The organism is Shewanella piezotolerans WP3 (assembly GCF_000014885.1).
In the GTDB taxonomy this organism is placed as follows: domain Bacteria; phylum Pseudomonadota; class Gammaproteobacteria; order Enterobacterales; family Shewanellaceae; genus Shewanella; species Shewanella piezotolerans.
The window spans coordinates 3,696,821-3,714,512 of sequence record NC_011566.1 but is presented as its reverse complement, the minus strand read 5'-3'; the positions used below and the strand labels follow the sequence as shown (position 1 = coordinate 3,714,512).

The window sequence follows — 17,692 nt, the reverse complement described above, 5'->3', positions numbered from 1 at the left end:
ATGATTAGCTGCCTAGGGCAGATTAAGGAATAAGTTTCGTGTCAAATCAATTGAATACAATGGATATCAAAGAGATCCTAAAGTTTTTACCTCATAGATACCCGTTTTTATTGATTGATAGAGTATTGGATTTCACCCCAGGTGAGACCTTACACGCTATCAAAAACGTCACCATTAATGAGCCATTCTTTCAGGGGCATTTCCCGGTTCAACCTGTGATGCCAGGCGTATTGATTTTAGAAGCTATGGCGCAAGCTACAGGTCTTTTAGCATTCAAGACGATGAGTGATGCACCTTCGAACGATGCACTATACTATTTTGCTGGGATCGACAAAGCACGTTTTAAGCGTGTTGTAGAACCAGGCGATCAGTTGCATTTCGAAGTTAAAATGATTAAAGAGCGCCGTGGAATAGGCGTATTTACTGGCGAAGCCAAAGTGGATGGCGAGGTTGTTTGTTCAGCCGAAATAATGTGTGCACGGAGAGAGATTTCCAAGTGATCGATAAATTAGCTTACATCCATCCAGATGCCAAAATTGGCAATAACGTCACTATAGGTCCGTGGACTTATATTGGCGCAGACGTAGAAATTGGTGATGACTGTTGGTTTAGTTCACACGTCGTTGTGAAAGGCCCAACTGTTATCGGCAAAGGTAATAAATTTTATCAATTCGCCTCTGTAGGCGAAGACTGCCAAGATAAGAAGTTTGCAGGTGAAGCAACTCGTCTGATTATTGGCGATAATAATGTTATTCGCGAATCGGTAACAATTCACCGCGGTACAACTCAAGATAATTGGGAAACCCGCATCGGTTCAAACAACCTGTTTATGGCTTATGTGCATATTGCCCACGACTGCGTAGTCGGCAACAACGTTATCATGTCGAATAATGCCTCAATTGCGGGTCATGTCCATGTTGGTGATTATGCCATTCTTGGTGGCATGACAGGCGTACATCAGTTTGTTAAGATCGGCGCTCACGCATTTACGGCTGGCTATTCTTTGATTTTGAACGACGTGCCACCGTTTGTAATGGCTTCGGGTCAACCCGCAGTGCCGAGAGGTCTTAATAGTGAAGGACTTAAGCGTCGTGGATTCTCTAAAGAATCTCAGCTTGCTGTTCGACGAGCTTATAAAACGCTGTACCGTAACGGCTTAACCGTAGAAGAAGCGGTCGAGCAGCTAAAGGAGGCGGCTGAAGATGATGAACAAGTTAAACTGTTGGTCGACTTTATAGCTTCCTCTAATAGAGGCATCGTTCGTTAGAAAGAATAAGAACCCGTTATATAGCGGGTTTTTTCTTTATCATTCATCCTAAAATAGACTCCTCTCTATGAGCTCAAACACTCCTCGTATATTTGCTATGGTCGCCGGAGAAATCTCAGGTGATATTCTAGGCGCAGGCCTAATTAAGGCGCTTAAACAAAGCTATCCAGATGCACGCTTTGTTGGTATTGGTGGTCCACGCATGGACGCCCTTGGCTTTGAATCTCTGTTCTCCTATGAAGAACTTGCAGTGATGGGGATTGTTGAGGTGCTTTCGCGTTTACCGAGGTTGTTGAAGGTGAGGGCGTCGCTCATTGATGAAATCACGCAACTCAAGCCGGACTGCTTTATCGGTATAGATGCGCCTGATTTTAATATAGGGCTTGAGTTAAAGCTTAAAGCTCGTGGCATCAAAACGGTTCACTATGTTAGCCCGTCAGTATGGGCATGGCGACCAAAACGAATCTTTAAAATTGCAAAGGCGACTAATATGGTGTTGTCACTGTTGCCATTTGAGAAAGCCTTTTACGATAAGTACCAAGTACCTTGTACCTTTGTCGGCCACACGTTAGCAGATGACATCCCATTAGAAAGCAGCAAAGCTGAGGCGCGCAAATTACTTGGACTTGATAGCGAAGCTGAATATTTGGCTATTTTACCAGGATCGCGAGGTGGCGAGTTAAAAATGCTTGCCGAGCCGTTTGTTAAGGCTGCTAGTTTGATTAAGCAACGTTATCCTGATATCAAATTTGTCACGCCACTTGTGAATGAAAAACGCAGGGCACAATTCGAACAAGCTCTTAGCGACTATGCTGCAGATTTGGAGATTCATTTAATCGAGGGGCATTCGCGCGAAGTGATGGCTGCAGCCGATTGCATATTGCTCGCATCAGGCACTGCAACACTCGAAGCGATGCTCGTTAAAAGACCTATGGTCGTTGCCTATAGAGTAAGCCCCATTACCTATCGTATTGCGAAAGGTATGATGCTCACTAAACGATATTCGCTACCAAACTTGTTGGCTGACGATGATATCGTGGATGAACTTATTCAAGAGAACTGTACCGCACAAAAGATTGCTGATGCAGTATCTGTGCAACTCGATAGCGATTTTACTCCGCTACATGATCGTTTCATGGCAATGCATAATGATATTCGTCGTGATGCCAGTGCACGTGCGGCAGATGCGGTAATTAAGCTCGTTGAGGAACAAAGTTAATGGCAGTGTTTAAAGGGATAACACCTGAGCAGATAGACGCTATCTGTGTTGGGCAATATGCAGGTGTTGACGAGGTTGGTCGGGGGCCACTGATTGGTAATGTGGTGACGGCGGCAGTGATTTTAGACCCCCATAATCCAATTGTTGGCCTGAATGATTCAAAGAAACTTTCAGAGAAAAAGCGAGAGTTGCTATTTAATCAGATCCAAGAGAAAGCTTTAAGCGTCAGTGTTGGGGCGGCAACGCCGGCTGAAATTGACGAGATCAATATATTACATGCCACTATGATGGCAATGCAGCGAGCGGTTGCAGGACTATCTATTAAGCCGACCTCTGTATTAGTCGACGGTAATCGTTGTCCTGATTTTGGCATGCAGAGCCATGCTATTATCAAGGGCGATGGTCTTATCGATGCTATTAGTGCCGCATCAATCGTTGCGAAAGTAGTACGCGACCGTGAGATGGAGGCTTTAGCTGCGCAGTATCCTGAATATGGCTTTGAGAAACACAAAGGTTACCCGACTAAGGCTCATTTTGAAGCATTAGCGAAGTACGGCATTCTTGCTGAACATCGTAAAAGTTTTCGGCCAGTACGTGAGGCGATGTAGAACTCGTCCTTTTTTATCCCATGTTCTTAATTGTATACACGGCGATCATGGTCGCTAAAAATTTATCCATCCGTTGTCTAGATTAGCGGTTTCGCTTGTTTGCTGCTAGTCCATGTTTTACTCTGTAATATTGACTATTTGTCTTCATCTACCTAAAAGAAAGATACTCCATATATGTCTGATCCTTTATTTGTGCATTTGCGCGTCCATAGTGACTTTTCAATGTCTGATGGGCTGTCCAAGGTTAAACCTATTCTTGCTAAAGTGAGCGAGCTTGGGATGCCTGCAGTGGCGTTGACGGATCAGACTAATATGTGTGGACTGGTAAAATTTTACGGCGGCTGTCATGGTGCCGGAATAAAACCCATCATCGGCACTGAGTTTTGGGTACAAGTGCCGGGCGTCGATGAGCTTTGTTCTATTACTGCAATTGCAATGAATAATGAAGGTTATTCGAGCTTAACGCTACTGATCAGTGATGCTTATCTTCGCGGCCATATTGATGATAGAGCAGTGATTGATCATGAGTGGTTAGCTAAGTATAACGACGGTTTGATTTTACTCTCTGGTGGACGCCATGGTGATGTTGGTCGAGCGTTACTAAAAGACAACAAGGCTCAAGTTGATTCCCTAATTGAATTTTATCAAACACACTTTCCTGACCGTTATTACCTAGAATTGTTACGCACCGGTCGTCCAGATGAAGAGCGTTACTTGCATATGGCTGTGGAGTTAGCACAGGCAAAGGATTTACCTGTCGTTGCTACCAACCAAGTGGTGTTTAATAAACCTGAACAGTTTGAAGCCCATGAAATTCGGGTGGCGATCTCCGATGGTTTTACGCTAGCCGATCCTCGCAGACCTAAAAAATACAGTGATCAGCAGTATTTTAAGAGTAGTGAAGAGATGTGCGAATTGTTCGAGGATATTCCAGAAGCAATTCAAAACACCGTTGAGATCGCCAAGCGTTGTAACGTTACTGTGCGTTTGAATGAATATTTCCTGCCTAACTTTCCTACTGGCGATTTGACCATTGAAGACTTTTTGGTCGATGTTTCTGAAAAAGGACTTGAGGAACGTTTAGAGTTTTTGTTTCCTGATCCAGAAGTAAGAGCTGAAAAACGACCAGAATACGATGAACGTTTAGATATTGAACTTAAAGTTATTAACGAGATGGGTTTCCCTGGCTACTTCCTGATTGTCATGGAGTTTATTCAATGGGGTAAAGATAATGATATCCCTATTGGCCCTGGTCGAGGTTCGGGAGCGGGGTCGCTAGTGGCCTATGCTCTCAAAATTACCGATCTTGATCCATTAGAGTATGATCTACTATTCGAACGATTTCTTAACCCTGAGCGTGTATCTATGCCGGATTTCGACGTCGATTTCTGTATGGATCGTCGAGATGAGGTTATTGACCACGTGGCCGATCTTTACGGCCGTGATGCGGTATCGCAGATTATTACCTTCGGTACCATGGCGGCTAAAGCGGTAATACGAGATGTGGGTCGTGTGCAAGGACACCCTTACGGTTTTGTCGATAGGATCTCTAAGATGATCCCTGCTGAGCCTGGCATGACGCTGGCTAAAGCATTTGAAGTCGAACCCGCTTTGCAGGAGTCCTACGATGGCAGCGAGGAGGTTAAAGACCTTATCGATATGTGTCGGATTTTGGAAGGTGTTACCCGTAACGCTGGTAAGCACGCCGGTGGTGTTGTTATCGCGCCGACCAAAATTACTGATTTCTCCCCTATTTACTGTGACTCCGAAGGGCTTAACCCTGTTACTCAGTTCGATAAAAACGATGTAGAAACCGCGGGTCTGGTTAAGTTCGATTTCTTAGGGTTAAGAACGCTCACCATTATTGATTGGGCGTTGCAGATGGTGAACGCCGTTAAAGACAAGAATGGCGAAGATCGCGTGCGAATTGAGTCTATTTCGCTGACAGATCCTAAGTGTTTTAAGTTATTACAACGCTACGAAACGACAGCGGTATTCCAGCTTGAATCCCGTGGTATGAAGGATTTGATTAAGCGTCTTCAGCCTGACTGCTTTGAAGATATGATTGCATTGGTAGCATTGTTTAGACCCGGCCCTTTGCAGTCAGGCATGGTAGATAACTTCATTGAGCGTAAGCATGGTCGCGAAGAAGTCTCTTACCCTGATGCTGAGTACCAGCACGAATCACTTAAAGAATTACTGTCGCCAACTTACGGTATTATTTTATATCAAGAGCAAGTGATGCAAATTGCTCAGGTATTGGCGGGTTATACTTTGGGCGGCGCCGATATGTTGCGTCGAGCGATGGGTAAGAAAAAGCCTGAGGAGATGGCTAAGCAGCGCGGTACTTTCGAAGAGGGATCGATTAAAAACGGCGTTGATGGTCCATTGTCGATGAAGATCTTCGATCTGGTAGAAAAGTTTGCGGGTTACGGTTTTAACAAATCACACTCTGCAGCCTACGCGTTGGTGTCATACCAGACTCTTTGGTTAAAGACTCATTATCCGTCGCAGTTTATGGCAGCGGTTATGTCTGCGGATATGGATAATACCGACAAGATCGTGACTTTGGTTGATGAGTGCGAACGTATGGGATTACCGCTGATCCCACCTGATGTGAATAAGGGCTTGTTTAGATTCACTGTCGATGACGATCTTAATATTGTTTACGGTATTGGTGCGGTTAAAGGGGTGGGTGAAGGTCCTGTTGACTCGATACTAGAGGCCAGAAAAGATGGTCCATTTACTGACTTATTTGATTTTTGTGCCCGAATTGATCTTAAAAAACTTAATCGTCGCGTGATTGAAAAGCTCATTTGCGCGGGAGCATTGGACAATCTTGGCCCACACCGAGCCGCGTTGGTAGCCACGCTACCAGAAGCTATTCGCGCAGCAGACCAACATGCTAAAGCAGAGGCAATTGGTCAGCATGATATGTTTGGTTTATTAAATAATGAGCCAGAAGATGACAAACAGCAGTTCGTTGATTGTACACCGTGGCCAGATAAAGTTTGGTTAGAGGGAGAGCGGGACACACTCGGTTTGTATTTAACTGGCCACCCGATTAATCAGTATCTCAAAGAACTTAAGCATTACACATCTGGGCGCCTGAAAGATGTGCACCCAACTGAACGCGGAAAAACCGTGAAAGCGGCAGGGCTTGTGGTCGCCACTCGGGTTATGATGACCAAGCGTGGCGCTAAAATGGGCTTAGTGACCTTGGATGATAAAAGTGCACGCTTAGAGGTAATGTTATTTACCGAAGCGTTCGAGAAATTTAACCACTTGCTTGAAAAAGACCGTATTTTGATTATTGAAGGCGAAGTCAGTTTCGATGACTTCTCCGGCGGTAACCGCATGACTGCACGTAACATTATTGATATGGGCGAAGCGCGCAGCCACTTTGCAAATGCGGTTGAAGTTGACTTGCAGTCAACAGAGGTTGATGGAGACTGGTTAAACCGTTTTCAGGCAGCAGTTGAGCCATGGAAAAATGGCGCTGTACCAGTGTTAATCAATTACGCCCAGCCAGAAACTAGGGCGCAGTTTGCACTAGGTGATGAATGGCGGGTGAACCCAACCGATGATTTGATGTTGGCGCTTGAGTCATTAACAGGCTCAAACAAAGTTCGGATTGTCTTTTAAGTTATGGATATTGCAGAGCTGATCCAACACTGTATCGACGAATTACCATCGATTGATTTGAGCCAAAAGCCCCGTAAAATCGTGTTGGCTTATAGTGGCGGAGTTGACTCAGAGATCTTAGCACAAGGGTTATCGTTGTTTGCGAAGCAGCAGCCGCAGTTTGAATACCAGTTAGTGCACGTTCATCATGGGTTAAGCGATAATGCAGACGACTGGGCAAAGCACTGCCAAGCGCAGGCAGCTCTCTATAAACTTCCTTGTACTGTTGCGCGAGTTGAAGTGACAATAGCTCCAAGAGTTAGTATCGAAGCGCAAGCTCGCTCAGTGCGTTACCAGGCGTTATTAGCCCAAATGGAAGCTGCTGATATTTTAATGACGGCTCATCATCAAGATGATCAATTGGAAACTATTTTGCTGGCTTTAAAGCGAGGACTCGGCCCAAAAGGTCTGTCGGCAATGGGCAAAGTACAGTCATTCGACAAAAATAAGTGGCTTATTCGACCGCTGCTCGATATAAGTAAAAGTGAAGTTGAAGCCTACGCAATGAAACATCAAATCAGTCATATTCAAGATGAGAGTAATTTTGATGAAAAATATGATCGAAATTTTCTACGCCAATCTATCATTCCATCGTTAAAGCAGCGCTGGAGCGCCATTGCAGCAACAGCTAGCCGAAGCGCTGAGTTATGTGCGATGCAACAGAGTGTTGTCGATGAGGAGATGGCGGCGCGTTTGCCCTCTATTCAAAGACTAGAGGGTGAAGAGTCAGTGATTGAACTGGCTGCGTTAGCAGAGCATTCTAAAGCTTGGCAAGCATTGTTACTACGAGGGCAAATGGATCAGTTGGGATTTGCTCCACCTTCAAAAGTACAAGCTGAGGAAATTCTTAGCCAGTTGCTTGATGCTAAAGCTGATGCCAATATTGAAATAAAATTAGCGGACGTTGTCATAAAACGTTATAAGGGCGCTGGTTACTTTCTTGCATTAACCAAAGAGGCACCACTAAACAATATCACGGTGTTATCAATCAATGAGTTAGTCGCACAGGGGATTAGCTGTGGTACTGGAAAACGGCTACAAGCAGACTTATTTATTGGCGTTGGGGTGCGTTTACCACGCGAAGATGAAAAGGTCACCATTGAGTTTTCATTACCTGGCAGCACCCGCTGTCAGCCGCATAATCGCAATAAAGGGCGCGAGTTAAAGAAGCTTTGGCAAGAGTTTGCCGTGCCGCCGTGGGTAAGAGCTAAAGTTCCGTTATTGTGTTACAACGGCAAGCTAGTAAGCGCTATCGGTTATTGGAATGAAAAGGCCTATCTTTGTAGCGAGAACGAAACTGGGCTTACTCTTAAAAGTAGCTAACCTTCTATTGAAATAATTAGCAATCCTTGGGCTGATATATGCTATAGCACTGTCTGCCCATCGCTTTTGCTTGATAAAGTGCACTATCTGATTTTTGGTATAAGCTGTGCTCAGAGTCATTGTTATCCCACTGTGCGATCCCTAAACTGGTTCTTATTTGATAGTTTTCTATCGTGGTCAGTTCCTCTAAGGCGACTAAAACCCTTTGACACAGAATTGCTGCGGCCTTTGCATCACCTTGTACCAATATCGTAAACTCATCACCTCCAATCCTAAAGGCTTGATCGGTATCTCTGATCACCCGGTTAAGCAATTTGGCAAAAGAGACCAATGCTGCATCGCCTAACTGATGACCATACCGATCATTGAGCTGTTTGAAGTTATCAAGGTCTAAAGTGACTAATGAGAAGGTACTATGGCTTCGTTGTGCTCTAGCAACCTCTTTCTTGACCTGCTCAAGATAATAGTGGCGATTACCTAACTGAGTCAGCGCGTCAAACATTGCTTGTTTTGATATTTCTTGAAACTGAATCGCATTGAATAAGGGTTGTAACACAAGTTCCTGTAACTGGTTTAAACGCTGAGCTTGCGACGGCACTAACGGTGCTTTTAGGTTATAGTTAACCGTAACCATAGAGTCAGCTAACGTTAAATGCTGTTCAATTGAGTAGCCACCAGGTCGACCCCATTGAAAGTGGTATTGCTTATAATTCAACTGGACGCCATGAAGCGGCAAGTATTGCCCCATGATTTTGCCGAAGCAGGCAAACACTGTCCGCGGATCTAAATGTTGATGCAGTTGTTGAATGATGGTGACAAGATCAAGATCTAACGGGTAGCCAGATTCATGATCTGCTTCTACACGATATTCGTTAGGAAAAAACTCGGTCGCTAGGCCAAATTCCATGTACTCAACTCCAAATAGATTAGCGGTATTACCAAACAATTATCAAGCACTAATCGTGCCAGTGTGTAGTGTGTGGTTTTTTATCAGTGCTTCTCAATAGGTTAGCTGTATATTTTGATTGGTAAATCGAGTTGTGACGGGATTTTGACGAGCAAAAGAACAATGGTTTTGGGGGCATTGCTTTTTGGTCAAAATGTCGATTAAACACTAAGGCTGGGGAGTTGAAAAATGCACTTAGTGTTTAATTTTTAAATGCTTATTCGTCTCTTTGACTTGTAGTACAAGTATTATTCTTTATGATAAATAAATGCAACAAATCCAAGCATAGAAATTTATACCGTCCCTAGGAGTACATTGAGCACATGGAACACAGCTTTCTAATCCAAATACTGCTTATGTTGGTAGTCGCTATTGTCTCTATCGCCATATTAAGGCGTGCTGGACTGCCTGCAATTCTGGCTTACTTGATGACGGGGATCATCAGTGGCCCAAGCGGTTTTCATTGGTTTACCCAGCACCAGATGCAATCCGTGGCGGAACTTGGCGTGGTTCTATTAATGTTCAGTTTAGGGCTTGAGTTTTCTTTGCCGAGGCTTTGGGCAATGCGTAGAACTGTATTTGGTTTAGGTAGTGCACAAGTAGTAGTTACTGCAGTACTGAGTATGGTCATTGCGCTAATTTGTAACCTAAGCGTGACTGAATCCATCGTGGTTGGTTCAGCGATTGCGTTATCTTCAACCGCGATAGTATTGAAATTACTCAACGAGCAAGGTTGGCTTAGGCGTCGTCATGGTGAGCTTTCAGTCAGTGTGTTGTTGTTTCAAGATATAGCCGTTGTTCCATTATTGATCTTACTGCCTCTGCTTGCGAGCGATGGCGCGCCACTGCTGTTAAGTGATGTGGCTTATGCATTATTGAAAGGTATTTTGGCATTTATTGCTTTAATGGCATTTGGCAAATGGGCACTACCAAGACTATTTGATGAGGTGGCTCGGTCACGTTCTAATGAACTATTTGTGTTATCGACGTTGGTGGTCGCGTTAGTCACGGGCGCAATTACGCAGTGGTTGGGATTATCGATGGCGTTAGGTGCATTTATGGCTGGCATGCTTTTGAGTGAAAGCCAGTACCGTCGTCAACTCGAGGCCGATATTCGTCCTTTTAGAGATCTACTAATGGGGCTATTTTTTATCTCTATCGGTATGTTACTCGACTTCCAGTTGGTTACCCAGTTTTGGTGGCAGATAATCTTAGTATTGATCGCGGTGATTTTAGGCAAGGCGTTAGTGATTTTATCGCTGCTAAAGCTCGCAAAAGAATCATTTCGTGTATCAGTATCAACCGCACTTAGCTTAGCGCAAGTGGGGGAATTTAGTTTTGTGGTCTTGGCTCTGGCAGTAAATTATCAGCTACTTGATGTGAAAACTAGCACCACATTAGTGATGGTCGCAGTATTATCAATGGCACTAGCGCCTTGGTTGGTTCGCCATAGCGTTGATATCGCGCGTATGCTACAGGGGTTAAAGCCGAAGCAGGAAAAAGGTGAACCGATTGCAGTCAGCGCAGATGTTGCCGATGAAATGGTGCTGATCTTAGGCTACGGCCGTGTTGGGCAAACTATTGCGAGGTTTATGAAAACAGAGGCTATACCTTATCTTGTGCTTGATTTAGATCCCAAGCGGGTCTCTGAAGCAAGAACTGCGGGAGAGCCGGTCTATTTTGGTGATGTGTGTAAACGCAGTATTCTCAAACAAGCGCATGTACGTAGCGCTAAATTAATTGTCATCACTTTTAGTAGCGAACGTATTTTAGAAGAGGTACTCCCCTTGTGCCGCCAACTGGCACCAGATGCCAAAATTTTAGTGCGTACTAGGGATGACTCTGGCATGGAAGAGCTAGAGGAGGCAGGGGCAAGCCAAGTGATCCCTGAGACACTTGAGGGCAGCTTGATGTTGGTCTCTCAAGTGCTATATCAATGTGGTGTGCCACTAGCTAGAATTCTCAAGCGCTTAGAGTCCGAGCGGCGCAATCACTATCAGTACTTACACGGATTCTTCTCTGGCGCTGAGACTGACTTTACTCTTGAGTTGCTACATGCTGTGGCTTTGCCAAAAGGTGCCAATGCTGTGGGGAAGACGCTCGCTGATATCCCTTGGGAAAAACTCAGAGTAGAGCTGCGCGCAGTTCGCCGTGCAGGGGCCGAAGTGGATAACCCTGAATTAGACTGGCAAATAAAGCCCGGTGATATTCTTATTTTGCTTGGAAAACCTAGGCGAATAGAGAAAGCTGAAACCTATTTATTACAAGGTTAATTGCCGTGACAGCTTGTCGTTGGCAACCTAAATCAATCTCTTGCGAGATGCAATACTTGTTGAAGACTTGCAAGTTAAATGTGTTTACCTTCACTCAGTGCAAGTAGTCTATAACGGGCTACTTTTCTATTTCCCCCTCTCTAAATGACCTTCATTTTGATTTTAACTGCCTGTAATGGCTGATATATCTGACTGTTGCAGGTCTGGTTTTTCTAATGTGATTCCTGCTTATATCCCACTATGGCAACACTTGTTCGTCGCTCAGCTTTCCAATTATGGAATAGCTATTCTCGAAATGATGGGCTAATCAGCTTCCGACTTCTTGGTTAAAGTAGCGTCACTTACTTGAGAGCGACATGACAAATAGCCTTATTGGTTGTCGGGTTCAAGTTTATTAAACACAGACTTTAATCATCTAGCTGTTAGCTAGTGAGAGTATTAATTAGGAAAAACCATGAATACTGAAATTAACCAACTTATTAACCGTTACGCACAAGTGCTAAATAATGCAGACACTCGTATTTTACGAGAAGTATTTACAGATGATGCTGTTTTTATCGGCCAGCCTTTCCCTACTGCAGCAGGTATTAAAGCGATAGAGGCAACTTACAATGCCTTTCTTTCTCAGCTCGATTTTAAGGTGCAGTTTGAAGTATTAGAGGTTGAGTTAGGCGAAAGCATAGGTTACGTGCAAACCCGCTCTTCTGGCTCAATAGTACCTAAAGGACAAGCCGCAGACGGTGGTGAAGGAAATAGAGAGTTGTTCGTTGTGAAAAAAATAGACGGTAACTGGAAGCTACATCGTTACATTTTTAATGCTGAAATCAGCGCATAAAGACGAATTAACTGTAGTAAGTAACCTAAAACAACCGTCCAGGTAAGGTATGTAAAACCTTACCTGGCGTGTTAAAAATTGAAAAATAGAGAAACTCATTATGAAAAACACCATATTCACTAAATCAGAAAATACCGCTTTGCTTATTGGCCGAGTATTGATAATTGCTCTTTTTATGATCTCCGGTTTAGGCAAAATCGCTAATGTTGAAGCGACTCAAGGCTATATGGCTGCGATGGGAATGCCTGCTAGTTTGATTTGGCCAGCTATTGCACTTGAGGTTGGCGGGGCACTTGCAGTGCTGCTAGGATTTTTTACCCGCCCGTTAGCTTTACCATTTGCCGTTTATTCAGTGATATCAGCTCTGGTATTTCACAGCAATTTCGATGACCAGATGCAAGCTATCAACTTTTGGAAAAACATCTCAATAGCAGCTGGATTTATCTTCTTGTGGGTCAGTGGACCTGGACGTTACAGCCTTGAAGCATGGTTAGCCAATAGAAAGTAAATATTGATAGCACTGCTTACGCAGTACAAATGAATTTAATAGAGGTAAAGTTATGTTTTCCATGTTCAATCCTGTAATGAAAATTATATTGTTGTTGATTGTGTCGGTCTTTTTCAGCAGTGCCAATGCCGCCGGAGGTAAGGATGAGGCTGATGGGGAGTATATGCAGATTACTCAATTGGTCAAAGAGTACCAACAGGCACTCAATGAAGGTAATGGTGCAGCAGTTAGAGAACTGTACACTGCAGATGGTACCTTTGTTGGTCAAGGTTTCCCAACAGCCCAAGGTAGTGAAGAGATTGTCGCGCTTTATACTGACTTCTTGTCAAAACTAGATTTTAGTATCAAGTTCGATATCAAGGAGATGCAGTTAGGGGAAGAGTATGGATTTTTACGCACTGCTTCCCATGGCACTATTGTTCCTAAGGGAGTGACGCCTTCGAAGCAGGAGGGGAACCGCGAGGTGTTTTTACTAAAGAAGGTCGCTGGCCATTGGAAGTTCTACTATTACATCTTTAACTCTGAGATAAAGTGAACTTAACCAACGATGTAAAATAGCCCTTAAGGTTCTCCTTAAGGTTCTCCTTAAGGGCTATTTTGTATCTATGATTGTTAGCGCTACTCAGTTCATTACCTATCTAATAGGTTGAAAAGTGAATCGTCTTGGCTGTGTTTTGCGCAAAACTCAATGCAGAAATCAATATAGGTTTTGGCAATGTTTGATAAGTATTTGCGCGAAGGGTAGAGCAGATGCAGGTCAAAAGCGGGTAAAGGATAGTCCGTAAGCAGCTCAACGAGTTCACCGCTTTTGATAAGCTTATTGACCATAGTTGGCGGCAGTTCACCCAACATGTTTCCTTTACGAACCATCGCCAAAATAGGCGCGTAATCATTACAGGCAAATTGAGGGTTGATGGCGGTTCTGCTATCACCCAACTGCCAGTAGTCGTTACCTAAGCGGTTGACGAAAACTGCTAGTGGTAATTCAGTTAGATCGTCAGGCGTCTTTGGTATTGAGTGTCGCTGTATAAACTCAGGACTAGCGACCAATACATGACGGTAACTACCTAACTTGCGAGCAACTGCTAGCTGGTGTTTCAGCTCGCCCACCCTTAATACAACATCAATTCCATCTTCTACAAAATCAATTCGACGTGTGGTGCAAATGATCTCCAACTGGACCTTAGGGTAGCGTTGATAAAACTCATCGATAAGGGGCTCCCAAGCATCCACATTCGGAGGAATCGAGATCCTTAGCGTTCCAGATAGGTTGTCCTGACTCTCCTGCATCGCGATCTTGCCTGCGGATATCTCCTCAAAGCCACGAGATGCAAAAAGGTATAGGGTTTTGCCTGCGTCGGTGAGATCTAAGCTGCGGGTTGAGCGCTCCAATAATCGCTGATCGAGTTGTGACTCTAATTCGCTGATACGACGACTGATTGTTGATACTGGTGTGCGTACCTTTCTAGATGCAGCAGAAAAGCTACCTTGTTGCACGACATGTACAAATAATTGTAGTGAGTTTAAGTCCATATTTTTTCCTACAAATCTAGCGACAAAGTTTGTTAGTCAACGAATGATATTATCCTATTAATATAGGGTAATTTTTAATGTATCGCACTTACTATTCCAAATATGGAAAGCAAGTTCTCACATTTATGGACTAATCAGCTTGCCTGCACTCGATTATTATCTCCTCGTTCTCAACAATTAACTTATTAGGAAAATAATCATGAAAGCAATCGTAGCGTTACAACCTGGCAATGCAGATGTATTAGAACTTCGCCATGTGGAAGAGCCCCAAGTTCAAGAGGGGGAAGTGAAAATCAGAGTGAAAGCATTCGGTCTTAATAAAGCCGAAAGCTACTACCGCAGTGGAAACTACGGCACCTTTGTTGCCAATCAAGCTTTGGGTATTGAGGCCGCTGGTGAGGTGGTGGAAGATCCAAGTGGGGAGTTGAAATTCGGTCAAAAAGTAGTGACAGCCATGGGAGGCATGATGTTTACACGTCACGGCGGTTATGCTGAATATGTGACGGTACAACGTGAAAATGTTGTTGCTATAGAGAGTGAACTCGCTTTTGAGGCGTTAGCTGCGCTGCCAGAGCTATATTTAACGGCTTGGGGAGCACTCGATGGCAATCTAAAAATCGAAGCTGGGCAAAGCTTATTGATAAGAGGAGCGACATCAGGACTCGGAATGGCGGCATTGACTTACGCTAAAGCTAGGGGACTGACAGTGCTAGCGACCACTCGGCAAGTTAGTCGTGTCGATAAGCTGAAGGCACTTGGCGCTGACCATGTATTAATTGATGATGGTGATATAGAAAAGCAGGTGCGTGCGCTTTATCCTGAGGGAGTTGATAACGCACTTGAAGTGGTCGGCGCTGCGACTGTGAAAGACACAATGAAAGCCATCCGATTGTGGGGACAAGTGGTTGTTGTTGGCTTGTTGGGTGGTGCTCCCGTATTAAGTAGTTTCAACCTAATGGGAGATTTGCCTAACACGGTAAAACTCAGCTTCTTTGCCAGCGGACTACTTGGTAGCGATGCGCTACCGCTACATGAATCTCCCATTAATTGGATCGCTGAACAAGTCGAGAGCGGTGAGATGCCAAGTATCGTGAGCAAAGTATTTAACTTTGATGAGATCCAGAAAGCTCACCGATTACTTGATAGCAATACAGCATTAGGAAAAATTGTGGTAAAAGTGTAGTTACTCGTTTTTGTAAGGATACAAAATTGCACTATTTATTGCTCATACTATTCGCTCCTGTATTTTTTTTACAGGGGCGCTTTGTTAAGAAAAACACCCCTAAACTGCCTGAGGCTGCAGGAGAACGCTCTGGTCTAGTCGGCGTCGGGCCTAGAGTTTCGTTATTGGTGTTAGGGGACTCTGCTGCAGCCGGTGTTGGTGTTAATCGGCAGCAACAGGCGCTTAGTGGTACGGTGAGCGCAGGACTAGCGGCTCATTTTAGCGTTTCTTGGCAGTTGTTGGCTAAGTCAGGTTCTAACACAGAGCAAACACTTAAAATGTTAAAGAAGAGGCAGCAGCAAGATCCATTTAATTTTGATATTGTTGTAGTGTCTTTAGGGGTTAATGATATCCTCAGTCCAATATCTGCAGCCAAATGGAGCTCTCAGCAGCGGGAGCTTATTCAGTTTCTTAACTATGAAGTTCAATGCCGCCAATTGATCCTCACTGAAGTGCCACCTATGGGAAGCTTTCCCGCTTTGCCACAACCTTTGCGTTGGTTTCTTGGTAAGCGCAGTGACGAGTTTAATGGGGTATTGAGGCAACTTTCCAAGTCTGAACCTTTTACCTTGTTAGATTTTGGCTTAAAGCCAGAACCTACGCAGATGGCCAGTGATGGTTTTCATCCAGGCGAACTCATTTACCAACATTGGGGCGACAGTATTGTTGAGGCAATTGGTGACACAACTATGGCCAATTAGTCCGCTAATACCGCTCGAAAATCAAATGAGGGAAGCATTATCCCTTGGATGATTAATGAGATTGGATATTGAAAAATGACTTGATTTCATCTATTTGACACATGGCATCTTGGTAGCCTAGCTCTATTAATGCGCTACAGTACCCTTGCTCAAATAACAGGTATGAGCCAACACTCGAGTCTGAATGCTCATTGATCCCGAGAGCCTTCATCATCATCCTGATTGCAAATGGCATATCTTGAAAGTAGCGTGAGGCGATGACACTTAAATCCTCACTCGGCTTAATCACCAGTGTTTCAATCTGCTTTAGAGGGAGGTTTTCTCGGCTCTCTTTGGGGATCAGCGCTAAGGTACTATTTATCCGTTCAAGTCGTTCAAGATCGCTGTTTAAGGTATCTGAAAATATAGTATCAAGCAAATGGCCCGCTATGGTGGCCGTTTTCGGGTGATGCTCAAGTTCTCTTGGTTGTACTTTATGGGGGCTTTCTAGATTGATCACCATAATTTTGTCGGCACCAAGATGAATTGGACTACTCAGTGGTGCCAGTTGATGCACTGAACCATCGCCATAATATTCTTGATTGAGTCGCACTGATGGGAATATCAACGGAATGGCCGAGCTTGCCAATAGGTGATCGGTATTTAAGCGAGTTCGTTGGCCGCAGCGACGTGCGCGCTGCCAGTTTTCGATAAGTGGATTGCCTTGAAAGAAGGTCACTGACCGAGAGTTGTTATAGCAGGAGGTATCTAAGCTAACTGCATCAAGCGCGCCGCTGCTAATGTTACGGCCTATGCGTTCAAAACTTATCAAATCACTCAGTAGCCCTCGTAAAGGGTCACTGTTAAACAAACTTCCTGCACTGCTTGAAGCGCCATCACTTTGCACCCCTTTTAACGCCATCTTACTTAAATGTTTGAGTACCCCTCCAATTGAGGCTTGATAGACTTTTTTAGCATGAATATGGCGCCATACCCACTCTAATTTTCGTACACCCAAGTGAAAGCATGAGGCGTGAGTGGCAATAGAAGTTGCATTAATAGCGCCAGCTGAAGTTCCACATACAATCTTGAAAGGGATCCCATGATTGCGGGGGTAAAACTGTACGATAGCTTTAAGGACACCGACTTGGTACGCTGCTCTTGCGCCACCGCCGCCCAACACTAATGCTACTTTATCTGCCAAATTGGCGTTCCTTATCAATTGAAAAATAAAACTTATTCAAAACTAGCGCTAAATTCAGAATATGTGAGAGTCGCTTTATGTACAAGTCTAAAATCCAAATTAGTGTTGAGTTATTTAATGCGGTTCAGTCAGCCGTGATTTAGTACCGCGATGTTTGAATTTCACAGACTTGAGGTTGATTGCTTGTTTATTTTGGCAATATGAAGGTTTATCTAGCATAAAATCTTAATGTCTGACCTAGTTAATAAGTCTATGTTGCAGTGATTAGTTATTAAGCATCTGAGCAGGCTATCTACTTGTAATCAAAGTGTTAAATGAACAAATTGATAAACAAGGAAGTAATTGTGGCGAGTTGATAATAAAAGGCAATGGAGTAGACTAAAAACATGT

At 44.0% G+C, this 17,692-nt stretch carries 15 protein-coding genes; 12 read left to right on the top strand and 3 right to left on the bottom strand.

Features of this window, described 5'->3' with window-relative positions:
* The first annotated feature begins 38 nt into the window (after positions 1-38).
* The 6 genes from fabZ to tilS all read left to right on the top strand — a co-directional run bounded on the left by fabZ (position 39) and on the right by tilS (position 8,101).
* Positions 39-500, top strand: coding sequence for a 3-hydroxyacyl-ACP dehydratase FabZ (gene fabZ / locus SWP_RS15675; RefSeq protein WP_044555987.1), 462 nt, complete (start codon positions 39-41; stop codon positions 498-500).
* On the top strand, positions 497-1,267 hold the full coding sequence (gene lpxA, locus SWP_RS15670; protein WP_020913550.1) for an acyl-ACP--UDP-N-acetylglucosamine O-acyltransferase: 771 nt from the start codon (positions 497-499) through the stop codon (positions 1,265-1,267). The genes fabZ and lpxA overlap by 4 nt, the downstream gene beginning before the upstream one ends.
* 67 nt (positions 1,268-1,334) lie before the next feature.
* On the top strand, positions 1,335-2,486 hold the full coding sequence (gene lpxB, locus SWP_RS15665; protein WP_044555986.1) for a lipid-A-disaccharide synthase: 1,152 nt from the start codon (positions 1,335-1,337) through the stop codon (positions 2,484-2,486).
* Complete coding sequence (gene rnhB, locus SWP_RS15660) at positions 2,486-3,094, top strand: ribonuclease HII (RefSeq protein ID WP_020913548.1); 609 nt, start codon at positions 2,486-2,488, stop codon at positions 3,092-3,094. Before lpxB ends, rnhB begins: the two co-directional genes overlap by 1 nt.
* Positions 3,095-3,268: 174 nt before the next feature.
* Positions 3,269-6,739: a DNA polymerase III subunit alpha gene (dnaE, locus tag SWP_RS15655; RefSeq protein WP_020913547.1), complete on the top strand. Its 3,471-nt coding sequence runs from the start codon at positions 3,269-3,271 to the stop codon at positions 6,737-6,739.
* A 3-nt stretch (positions 6,740-6,742) separates the two neighbouring features.
* A complete protein-coding gene (gene tilS, locus SWP_RS15650) occupies positions 6,743-8,101 on the top strand; it encodes a tRNA lysidine(34) synthetase TilS (protein WP_020913546.1) in 1,359 nt (452 codons plus the stop codon).
* A gap of 16 nt (positions 8,102-8,117) precedes the next feature.
* Here the strand turns inward: tilS and dgcS are convergent, their stop codons facing one another.
* Complete coding sequence (dgcS, locus tag SWP_RS15645; protein ID WP_020913544.1) at positions 8,118-9,008, bottom strand: diguanylate cyclase DgcS; 891 nt, start codon at positions 9,006-9,008, stop codon at positions 8,118-8,120.
* A 362-nt stretch (positions 9,009-9,370) separates the two neighbouring features.
* Between dgcS and SWP_RS15640 the strand changes: the two genes are divergently transcribed.
* The 4 genes from SWP_RS15640 to SWP_RS15625 all read left to right on the top strand — a co-directional run bounded on the left by SWP_RS15640 (position 9,371) and on the right by SWP_RS15625 (position 13,198).
* Complete coding sequence (locus SWP_RS15640; RefSeq protein ID WP_020913543.1) at positions 9,371-11,320, top strand: monovalent cation:proton antiporter family protein; 1,950 nt, start codon at positions 9,371-9,373, stop codon at positions 11,318-11,320.
* Between the two features lie 454 nt (positions 11,321-11,774).
* Positions 11,775-12,155 carry a YybH family protein gene (locus tag SWP_RS15635; RefSeq protein WP_020913542.1) on the top strand — a complete coding sequence of 127 codons (381 nt, stop codon included), beginning with the start codon at positions 11,775-11,777 and terminating at the stop codon, positions 12,153-12,155.
* 100 nt (positions 12,156-12,255) lie between these two features.
* Positions 12,256-12,663, top strand: coding sequence for a DoxX family protein (locus SWP_RS15630; protein WP_020913541.1), 408 nt, complete (start codon positions 12,256-12,258; stop codon positions 12,661-12,663).
* Positions 12,664-12,715: 52 nt separating this feature from the next.
* Complete coding sequence (locus SWP_RS15625) at positions 12,716-13,198, top strand: YybH family protein (RefSeq protein ID WP_020913540.1); 483 nt, start codon at positions 12,716-12,718, stop codon at positions 13,196-13,198.
* A 95-nt stretch (positions 13,199-13,293) separates the two neighbouring features.
* Here the strand turns inward: SWP_RS15625 and SWP_RS15620 are convergent, their stop codons facing one another.
* Complete coding sequence (locus tag SWP_RS15620) at positions 13,294-14,196, bottom strand: LysR family transcriptional regulator (protein ID WP_020913539.1); 903 nt, start codon at positions 14,194-14,196, stop codon at positions 13,294-13,296.
* Positions 14,197-14,395: 199 nt separating this feature from the next.
* Here SWP_RS15620 and SWP_RS15615 point away from each other — a divergent pair, with 199 nt between their 5' ends.
* Positions 14,396-15,379, top strand: a complete 984-nt coding sequence (locus SWP_RS15615; RefSeq protein WP_020913538.1) for a zinc-binding dehydrogenase — start codon at positions 14,396-14,398, stop codon at positions 15,377-15,379.
* Between the two features lie 26 nt (positions 15,380-15,405).
* Positions 15,406-16,119, top strand: a complete 714-nt coding sequence (locus tag SWP_RS15610) for an SGNH/GDSL hydrolase family protein (protein ID WP_020913537.1) — start codon at positions 15,406-15,408, stop codon at positions 16,117-16,119.
* 52 nt (positions 16,120-16,171) lie between these two features.
* On the opposite strand, the gene SWP_RS15605 is transcribed toward SWP_RS15610, so the two are convergent.
* Positions 16,172-17,302, bottom strand: coding sequence for a patatin-like phospholipase family protein (locus SWP_RS15605; RefSeq protein ID WP_044555985.1), 1,131 nt, complete (start codon positions 17,300-17,302; stop codon positions 16,172-16,174).
* Positions 17,303-17,692 lie beyond the last annotated feature (390 nt).

What these genes read in the sequence shown, in the direction of transcription:
- SWP_RS15630 (WP_020913541.1), top strand. Translation starts at nt 12,256, where the DNA reads ATGAAAAACACCATATTCACTAAATCAGAAAATACCGCTTTGCTTATT.
- SWP_RS15615 (WP_020913538.1), top strand. Translation starts at nt 14,396, where the DNA reads ATGAAAGCAATCGTAGCGTTACAACCTGGCAATGCAGATGTATTAGAA.
- dgcS (WP_020913544.1), bottom strand. Translation starts at nt 9,008, where the DNA reads ATGGAATTTGGCCTAGCGACCGAGTTTTTTCCTAACGAATATCGTGTA.
- rnhB (WP_020913548.1), top strand. Translation starts at nt 2,486, where the DNA reads ATGGCAGTGTTTAAAGGGATAACACCTGAGCAGATAGACGCTATCTGT.
- tilS (WP_020913546.1), top strand. Translation starts at nt 6,743, where the DNA reads ATGGATATTGCAGAGCTGATCCAACACTGTATCGACGAATTACCATCG.
- SWP_RS15640 (WP_020913543.1), top strand. Translation starts at nt 9,371, where the DNA reads ATGGAACACAGCTTTCTAATCCAAATACTGCTTATGTTGGTAGTCGCT.
- SWP_RS15635 (WP_020913542.1), top strand. Translation starts at nt 11,775, where the DNA reads ATGAATACTGAAATTAACCAACTTATTAACCGTTACGCACAAGTGCTA.
- SWP_RS15625 (WP_020913540.1), top strand. Translation starts at nt 12,716, where the DNA reads ATGTTTTCCATGTTCAATCCTGTAATGAAAATTATATTGTTGTTGATT.
- dnaE (WP_020913547.1), top strand. Translation starts at nt 3,269, where the DNA reads ATGTCTGATCCTTTATTTGTGCATTTGCGCGTCCATAGTGACTTTTCA.
- SWP_RS15620 (WP_020913539.1), bottom strand. Translation starts at nt 14,196, where the DNA reads ATGGACTTAAACTCACTACAATTATTTGTACATGTCGTGCAACAAGGT.
- lpxB (WP_044555986.1), top strand. Translation starts at nt 1,335, where the DNA reads ATGAGCTCAAACACTCCTCGTATATTTGCTATGGTCGCCGGAGAAATC.